Origin of the sequence: Pontibacter toksunensis (assembly GCF_042686245.1) — a bacterium.
Taxonomy (GTDB): domain Bacteria; phylum Bacteroidota; class Bacteroidia; order Cytophagales; family Hymenobacteraceae; genus Pontibacter; species Pontibacter toksunensis.
In genome coordinates, this window is record NZ_JBHUOX010000057.1 from 1 (window position 1) to 7,612 (window position 7,612).

13 protein-coding genes are annotated in these 7,612 nt (G+C 52.1%); 9 read left to right on the forward strand and 4 right to left on the reverse strand.

Features of this window, described 5'->3' with window-relative positions; all coding sequences use genetic code 11:
• The first annotated feature begins 357 nt into the window (after window positions 1–357).
• Complete coding sequence (locus tag ACFS7Z_RS26645) at window positions 358–582, forward strand: hypothetical protein (RefSeq protein WP_377492322.1); 225 nt, start codon at window positions 358–360, stop codon at window positions 580–582.
• Between the two features lie 130 nt (window positions 583–712).
• Here the strand turns inward: ACFS7Z_RS26645 and ACFS7Z_RS26650 are convergent, their stop codons facing one another.
• Together ACFS7Z_RS26650 and ACFS7Z_RS26655 are read right to left on the reverse strand one after the other, a co-directional pair.
• Window positions 713–919 carry a hypothetical protein gene (locus tag ACFS7Z_RS26650; protein WP_377492325.1) on the reverse strand — a complete coding sequence of 69 codons (207 nt, stop codon included), beginning with the start codon at window positions 917–919 and terminating at the stop codon, window positions 713–715.
• 139 nt (window positions 920–1,058) lie between these two features.
• Complete coding sequence (locus ACFS7Z_RS26655) at window positions 1,059–1,316, reverse strand: hypothetical protein (RefSeq protein WP_377492328.1); 258 nt, start codon at window positions 1,314–1,316, stop codon at window positions 1,059–1,061.
• A gap of 199 nt (window positions 1,317–1,515) precedes the next feature.
• Between ACFS7Z_RS26655 and ACFS7Z_RS26660 the strand changes: the two genes are divergently transcribed.
• From ACFS7Z_RS26660 to ACFS7Z_RS26685, 6 genes are all read left to right on the forward strand, one after another.
• On the forward strand, window positions 1,516–1,731 hold the full coding sequence (locus ACFS7Z_RS26660; RefSeq protein WP_377492331.1) for a hypothetical protein: 216 nt from the start codon (window positions 1,516–1,518) through the stop codon (window positions 1,729–1,731).
• Between the two features lie 403 nt (window positions 1,732–2,134).
• Window positions 2,135–2,554 (forward strand): hypothetical protein, encoded by a 420-nt coding sequence (locus ACFS7Z_RS26665; RefSeq protein WP_377492334.1) that lies wholly within the window; start codon window positions 2,135–2,137, stop codon window positions 2,552–2,554.
• 281 nt (window positions 2,555–2,835) lie between these two features.
• A complete protein-coding gene (locus ACFS7Z_RS26670) occupies window positions 2,836–3,174 on the forward strand; it encodes a hypothetical protein (protein WP_377492337.1) in 339 nt (112 codons plus the stop codon).
• A 256-nt stretch (window positions 3,175–3,430) separates the two neighbouring features.
• Window positions 3,431–4,486 carry a sensor histidine kinase gene (locus ACFS7Z_RS26675; protein ID WP_377492340.1) on the forward strand — a complete coding sequence of 352 codons (1,056 nt, stop codon included), beginning with the start codon at window positions 3,431–3,433 and terminating at the stop codon, window positions 4,484–4,486.
• Window positions 4,487–4,655: 169 nt separating this feature from the next.
• On the forward strand, window positions 4,656–4,889 hold the full coding sequence (locus ACFS7Z_RS26680) for a hypothetical protein (RefSeq protein WP_377492342.1): 234 nt from the start codon (window positions 4,656–4,658) through the stop codon (window positions 4,887–4,889).
• 103 nt (window positions 4,890–4,992) lie between these two features.
• Window positions 4,993–5,328 carry a hypothetical protein gene (locus ACFS7Z_RS26685; protein WP_377492345.1) on the forward strand — a complete coding sequence of 112 codons (336 nt, stop codon included), beginning with the start codon at window positions 4,993–4,995 and terminating at the stop codon, window positions 5,326–5,328.
• 465 nt (window positions 5,329–5,793) lie between these two features.
• Here the strand turns inward: ACFS7Z_RS26685 and ACFS7Z_RS26690 are convergent, their stop codons facing one another.
• Window positions 5,794–5,943 (reverse strand): hypothetical protein, encoded by a 150-nt coding sequence (locus ACFS7Z_RS26690; RefSeq protein ID WP_377492348.1) that lies wholly within the window; start codon window positions 5,941–5,943, stop codon window positions 5,794–5,796.
• 315 nt (window positions 5,944–6,258) lie between these two features.
• Here ACFS7Z_RS26690 and ACFS7Z_RS26695 point away from each other — a divergent pair, with 315 nt between their 5' ends.
• Window positions 6,259–6,546 carry a hypothetical protein gene (locus tag ACFS7Z_RS26695; RefSeq protein ID WP_377492351.1) on the forward strand — a complete coding sequence of 96 codons (288 nt, stop codon included), beginning with the start codon at window positions 6,259–6,261 and terminating at the stop codon, window positions 6,544–6,546.
• A 26-nt stretch (window positions 6,547–6,572) separates the two neighbouring features.
• Entirely contained in the window at window positions 6,573–6,782 is a 210-nt protein-coding gene (locus ACFS7Z_RS26700) for a hypothetical protein (RefSeq protein WP_377492354.1), read from the forward strand.
• 160 nt (window positions 6,783–6,942) lie between these two features.
• Here the strand turns inward: ACFS7Z_RS26700 and ACFS7Z_RS26705 are convergent, their stop codons facing one another.
• Entirely contained in the window at window positions 6,943–7,341 is a 399-nt protein-coding gene (locus tag ACFS7Z_RS26705) for a response regulator (RefSeq protein WP_377492358.1), read from the reverse strand.
• Between the last annotated feature and the right edge of the window lie 271 nt (window positions 7,342–7,612).

The window sequence follows — 7,612 nt, forward strand, 5'->3', positions numbered from 1 at the left end:
CTCAGCCATATGAGACATACATGACGGCCTACACCTACAAATACAATGGCGAAGGCTTCCCGACTGAGGTCACTGAGGAAGAAGATGATGGTGAGTTAGAAACAACCACTTTCACTTACGATTGCAAATAGCCTGTTAAAGTTGTAGGTGCATCAACACTTGCTTTATCAGTATTCACTGTTACAAAAGAAGAGGGAAGCAGACGCTCCCTCTTCTTTTGTTAAGTAGCATTGACTCCAGAGACGCCGGCCTCACTTCCTTCCGCCCCTGCACGACCGGCACCAGGGTGCAACTTATAAATGAATATATTCGTAGAAAAATATATATTGATTTTACAATAAAATTACCCTGACAAATATGGCGATAGCTCTGACTTTAACTGGCCTCATCTTACTGGTATGCACCCTGTGCAGTGCCCTTGTTATGTTTCTGAGTCATGCAGAGGAGCCTGACAGAGGCTACGGCTGGGTACAAAAACCCGATGCCCCAGTTATGCGCATTGTCTCAGGGGGTAATGTGGAGAATGCCCCCACGCACCTGCCTCAGCACATGACTATGGAGAAGGTTGCAACGGGCTCCTGAGCCGGACAGATAGCATAGGACGGGCTCTGAACAGGAACAGTATCACCGTTTCGTTGGCAAGAGGGCAGTATACGCCAAAGCGGCACCTCACCTACACCAGCTCCGATATGTCAATCTGCTCCAGGTACGGCTACAGAGAGCTTGTACCATTAAACCCTCTAACCTTCACCACACCGCTGTCTGCCTTTGAATACCACACTTCGGCAAAGAACCCGCGCATGCGGTAAAGGAAAATGCAGCATGGCTTATTAAGCCGCACGGCCAGCATGTTGCCATGGACCAGCACCAGCCTGGTTCTGTCGGCCAGGGGTTTGCAGAGAAACTGGGAGAGGGTCATACGCAGGCACTAGGTTGGTTATCAGCGTATGTACGGGTTAACCTTTGGAAAGTGCTTGCGTAATAAATACAGCCAGGATGCTTTAAATTCTAATGAGCGGTAAAGCCACCCCTTTGCATAGCGGGTGGCTTTACTGTTCCTACCCCATCAATGTCTTTAAATTTATCATCTTCAGGTAAGGCTCCAGGTTTGCCTGGCTGCTGAACCCGCGCACGAGCTTGATGCGGTTTTGCGTGGGCGAGTACCACACCTCGGCAAAGAACTCCCCCATGTGGTAGAGCACGATGCTGCAGCCCCCCTTATAGCGGATGCAGAGGAAACGGCCGTATTCCCAGACAAGCTCCGCCCTTTCCTGCCGTGCATGGTAGTTGAACTCGTGAAGGTTCATAGAAGCCATTTGTGTTGTTTACTGCATTATGGGTTTCGTCTTTACAAAGATGCTGCTACCTTTGAACCCCGGATGGACTGACTCGTACAGAAGTGTTTCCTCCAAAAACGCCCTATGCACCGGGGCTTTTCTGCCTGCTGTTTCTTTCAGCAGCCGTCAACACCATAAAAAGCTCACCCAAGGGAAAGAAGAAAGAACAGGAGTAGACATGTTATTGAATTTGCAAGAAAAACATTGGAGAAGGAACAAAGCAGTGAAAGCCGCAGTGGAGCTGCACCTGTTCGCGCTCTTTTTGCTCTCGCTAAGCGCAGCAGTTCTTTTCCTGGCTGAGCCAACGCCACCAACCGCGCATGTGCTTTACTTGTCTCTCTCTGCCTACGCGACCGCCATCCTTTGCGTGGCCGCCGACAGGGCCATCGGGTAGAGCAGCTGGCTAAGCCCCCTGGAGGTGGTTTCCGCGGACTAACTAAAAGGTTTCTATGGACTGCAGGAAAAACCACTCCGTAAAGGGTGGCCTTTTTTGTTTACCCATGGCCAAACCACTCACAGGGCTTTCCCGTATATCGGCTTTCAAATCTGTTCCTGAACGGTTTTGAAGAGAATTTCATGTCCCTCATGAAAAGCCATCTCTTAAGGAGGTGGCTTTCTTTTTTATATACACCTGCAGCAGTTCATTGCCATCTAGCACCAACCCTACCTGTTCCCTTTTTACAGCCCCTGCAGCTCCGGTGTTAACCGCATTGCGGTCACATAAATCGCCTATCATATGAAAGAAAAAGCATGTGATAGGCGCATATGCAGGTCATATAACGTGATGAACTAGTTATATGAACAAAGATACATATAATATAGAGGCAGGGAGGAGACATCCATTTGTTTCATCTGCTCCCTTTGGTTTTTCGCAACATTATTATACCAATAAGATGTGCGCCCTTGAGAACAAAGACTTAAAAATTAAGTATGATATCATCGTGGCCAAGCTCCGCTCCGCCATCGCCCGGAACAAGGAAGCTTTCCCGCAGCTCACCCTCATCAGCACGTACCTGGACGCCACGCTGGCAGAAGCTGACGGGGAGGAAGACTACGGGCAAAAGCTCGAGGGACTGTGTGCTTTTCTGAATGAGCTGGGCGCCGTCTTCTATATCGTGCGTCACCTGCACCACAACCTGTGCGCTGACGTGAAGTCGGCTAAAAACAACAGCGTGTTTTTTAACCAGAGCAAAGACTACATCACAGTGCCGAAATAGATTTTTATTTGAGTATGTGATGGAAGTCAGGTAGTGCTAATGCGCTGCCTGGCTTCTTCTTTTTAAATCAGCTGATGGCTAGAAGCCATACGTGCGCTCCTCTCACTGCTTTATGAAGGCGCTTTACCACAGGCAGTATAACGCCTACCATTAATCCTGCTCTCCTGGAACGCTTCTGCAGCGGTTTTTGTGCTTATTATCGCATTTGCTGCATATAGCTGCCTTAGCCGCTGCAACAGGAGAGGCACGTTCACCCACTGACTTTCAAAAGTTCATTCCCTATGGCACCCAATGAAGTGCATGCTTATGCCGACGATGGCATAAAGGCAAAGTATGATGCCATCGTAGCCAAACTACAGGCTACCGCAGCCAGGCACAAGGCTGCTTTCCCGCAGCTGGCAGCCATTGAAGCATTTCTGGGCATTAGCCTGCCAGAGCCCGGCAAAGACGAGGACTACCTGCAGAGGCTCCAGGAGCTGTGCGCCTACCTCTATGAGCTCAGCGTGAGTTCTTACGTCATCCGTCATCTGCACTACAACCTGACGCTGGACGTGGAGGCGGTAAGGCACGGAAACGAGCTGGTTAGCCAGGAGGAGCATTACCTTATCATCCCCAGGTAGGCTGCTAGGCCCGCGTCCCCTTCACCCGCCTCCCGAACGCACTAGCATTGAATCAACCTTTGCCCGTGCGGCAGGTAAAGTCGGGGGAATTGCCTTATATTTGATTTGTCTCTCCAGTAGCAAGGTGCAGCCGGCATCATTCCATTCCCCTGCCCAGCCTTGGCGCTTAGTACTGCCTGGTTAGTGGATTCGAACCTGCACCTGAGCCTGGAGAAGAAAAGCGAACTGTCATTTAACCCCAGCTGCAAAGCACACCATGAAGTACTACAAGTTTCTGTCCGGTCTTCCGCTCCTCAACAAGTACTCCTACAAGTTCCTCTTTGTCTCCTTCCTGGGCATCCATGTCCCGCTCATCGGCCTCATCCTGTTTATCGTGCTGGGGCCCGCTGCCGTGCTGGAGCCGGGCACCGTCATTGGCATCACCCTGCTGCTGACACTGGCCGCCACAGGAGTTACCCTCTATGTTCTGCATCGGCTCATCTCGCCCATACGCCTGGTGAAGTCGGCGCTGCATGAGTACCTGACCATGCAGAAACTCCCCACTCTGCCGACCCACTATAAGGACGAGGTGGGCGTGCTCATGCATGACGTCCAGCACACCATCACGGAGGTGAGCAGCCTGCTGGAGGAGAAAAGGGACTTGCTGGCCATGCTGACACACGACCTGCGGAGCCCCAACATCAACATCCAGCAGGCAATGCAGCTGACAAAGGGGGAAACAGACCCTGCGATAACAGAGCAGCTGTACAGGAGCGTGGAGCACTCCGCCGAAAAACAGCTGGCGCTGATTGAGGCGGTGACAGGCCTGTGGAGGCACGAGAGCACGGGCGTGCAGCTCTACGACCTCCAGCGGGTGCAGCTGTCTTCTGTGCTAAGCGAGGTGCTGCGGCAGCACGACGCCACACTTGCCCGGAAACAGCTGGTGGTACAAAGCCGGGTACCGGAGGGAATTTACGCCTGCGCAGAGCCTGATTTGATTGCGGAAGTCTTCAGCAATGTGCTATTCAACGCCATCAAGTTCTCGAGGCCCGGGGGCGAAATCAGCCTCTGGAGCGAGGAGGGAAACGGGAGCATCAAGGTCTTTGTCAGGGACCAGGGGCTGGGGTTCAGGCCAGAGCAGGCCGAAGCCCTGTTCCAGCGGTTCACCCCTTTCCGCAAGAGGGGAACCGGGGGCGAGGGCACGATAGGATTAGGGCTGTACCTGTGCCGCAAGATGCTCCACAAGCAGGGCGGCTCCATTACCGCCCACAGCCCCGGGGAAGGGCAGGGAGCGGTGTTTACGGTGGAGCTGAGGGCAGCGGATGCCTGCTGATTCAAGAAAAGCAGCAACTGTCAAACAGGCAATACCACAGGAACCTGTCACCTTCCACCCGGCCTTTATCCGCTTCCTTCAGCGGCAGGAGAAATAAATAGTAGGCTTGCATAATTTATTGTTTTCAAAACAGTTAAGTTTGTGTCCCCCTAACACAAAGCAGCCAGGCATGAGTGAATTAACTGAGTTTTTAAACAGGCTTACCCACTGCGACATGCTTGTGCTGACGCTGGTCAGCACAGACCGTCTCTATTGCCGCTTCTTCCTTGGCGGCCTCTACCAGGACAGGATGTTTTTGGCAGACCCGCTGCTGATGGCGGAGCTCAACCTGCTGATGGGTGAGGGCGAGGTGGTGGACGCCGGCGGGATAGCCAGGCTGAAGCAAACCTTCCTGGCAGTCTGAGAAAGCGGATTTCTGCTGTCCCCCATAAAACCAAGCACTTACCGCACCGTATAGCAGGTATTTGCACGGTTTTAAGTAGTTACACAGAGAGGGGGCATTTAAGATGCATTTTGATTTAGATAGGTTTTTCGACAGGCTGCAGGAGGAGGCGCTCACCAGGCAGCAGGCCAAACAGGCCATCCATGGTGAAATCAGGGATGCGGAAGCCCAGAAGGTGGCTTTCCTGGACCAGGCCACCGAGAATCCCGAGTTCTACAGGTTCCTCAACGGCCAGATAAACCGCTACATTCTTTACCTCAAGGTGCTGTACAACAGGATTTCCCCACAGGGAAAAAGAGAGTTTGATGTGCAAGGGTATGACACCGGCAGTTCCAGTGCCTGCCACACCATGAGGCTGCTCCTGCAGCTGGAGCAGCTGGAAAAAAGCAGGGCGCGCTAAAATAACTGCATTATCCTTCATAAAACAAGAAGGCTCCTCTAGATGAGGAGCCTTCTTCATAAGCCTGCTGTTATATGGAAAGTAAGAAATGGAAGTTGCCATAGCCTCTAAGATTACGCATTTATTCGTAAGCTTATCCGCCTTCATTTGCTGAGCGAAGGCAACCCACCTTCTATTCCCCTTTGTTTCCTTGTGCGTGAAGCCAGGAGAGGCAAGTAGAAAGCCCCCGCAACGCAGAGGCCCTTTTCAACAGTTTTACCTGTTCGTTCACTATTTTTTGGAGGCATCGCCGCCTTTCTCGTCCATTCTGACAACACCTGTCTGGCCCTGCGCGTTGGCCATCATTACCTCATACACCAGAACACCTGCAGTGGCCCCTGCGGCAGGCTTTACGGCATAGATGTCCCCTATTGTCCAGTCTTTGTAGGTGTCGCTCTTCAGCGCTGCCTGAACTGGCGCCGGTAGTTACTCTAGTGTTACTTTCTCCTTTTGCTCTTCCTGGCCCTGCTGTGCAGCCGGAGCCTGCTCCTGCGAGGTTGTGGTTTGCGCGTTTGCCTCAAAGGAGGACATTCCCACTAATGCGATGGCTGCTGCCAGAAAAGTTACTTTTTTCATCGTCTTGTTCTTTAGGTTCTGCCTCATGCAGTAGCAGAACCGTGCCAAAGCAGCTACCCCCCCTTGCAGTAAGGCACTCAACGCTTTAGAAGAAAGCAGTGAAAAGACGGGAAGTGTGGAAGCAATGGGGTGACTGTGGGCCTGGCTCCACACTCTGTGGATGATTGCCTCAGGGAAGTACAGCTACAGGGAGAGCCGCTCTTCTTACCTGCCGGGGCGGCGTGTAACCCTGAGGTTGTTTTCCGGGTATGAAGATGTCTTTCTCTCGGGCGAGGCCAACAGGTTGGTCTTGCGATGGTTGATAAATTTAGGCATATGGAGAAGTTCAATGAGCACGTGCTGCCTTTCCTGGAGGGGGAGGACATCCGGTACCAGCACAACGGGGAGGCTAAGGCCATGTCGGCAGACTACTTCAGACGCAACTTCCGGAGCGTGGCCGCCACGGAGCTGCCCCACATCGGCCAGCGCTCCTTTTACTACCAGAGCGTGCAGGACCCGGACCTGGTCCTGCGCTTCAGGCTATCCCGGACAGCTGGCTTGTCGGCCATGCTGATGCTGCACAGCGACTTTGAGAAGCAGCTGAAGGTCCTGGGAAGCCTTTAGGTGCTTTTGTAATCATAGCTTTGGAAATGAAAAAGAACCAGCTCCTACGCATCACCCAGGCTGCCGCCAGCCACTTCAAGCAGGCAGAGGCGGCGCCACAGCCCCACCATTTCGACGACTGGCTGGAGAGCCTGAATGGGCCCATGCAAAACTACTTCAGGAGGCAAGGCTTTAAAGCCTCCAAAGGCGACTGGACTTCCGCCGGTTTGTGGCCGAGCAAAACGGACAGGGGCTGAAGGAGTACATGCGGCGGCACCTTTCCGGGAGTGATTACGAGGCATGGCTGCAGCAGAATTCATGAGGCTTTGGTGAGCATAACCTTGCTTATAGGCTATAAACAAGGTTATGTTTAATAGGACAGCCCTTACCGTTAAAACAGAGCTGGTGGCGTGCGTGTCACAAAAATTCTGATAGCTTCTCCAGGGTTAGGGGCTTTTGGATATAACCAACGGCCGGGTAGTTCCTTGCCTTTGCCATATCCAGGTGGTGCGCGGAGGAGCTGAGTAAAACGATGCTGATGGCGGCAGTGCTCAGGTTAGCAGACTCCTGGAACTCCTCCAGAAACTCAAAGCCGTCCATGACCGGCATGTTGACGTCCAGCAGAATTAACATGTGACATTGCTCTCTCGGATATACTTCCCTGAGTATATCAAGGGCTTCCCGGCCATTCTTCGCTAGCTGAACATCTGCTTCTGCCGCCGCTTTTTTAAGTAGTCTCTGCGCTAAAAAAGCGACAGTAGGATCATCATCCACCAGCAGTATCTTTTTTATTTTTGATTCTTCCGTTCCTGTCATACATCTAGTATATTACTTAATATACGGGGACATTCCACTAAACAGGCACTCCTGTGAAAGTACCATAACGCCTGCCCCCTCCAGGAGGCGCTGGGGGAGTTTTCACCTATAACAGTTGTTATGATAAATAGAGCTGCTATTTTTCATTCCTTCTTTAGTTGTGGAATCCAAGTAAATTGCGCTTTCATTGATAGCAGCCTCTCATGATACAGAAAGAGAATAATTTGCCGGAGGGCCTAAACGGCAAAGCTCTGTTCAACCACATCGTGGT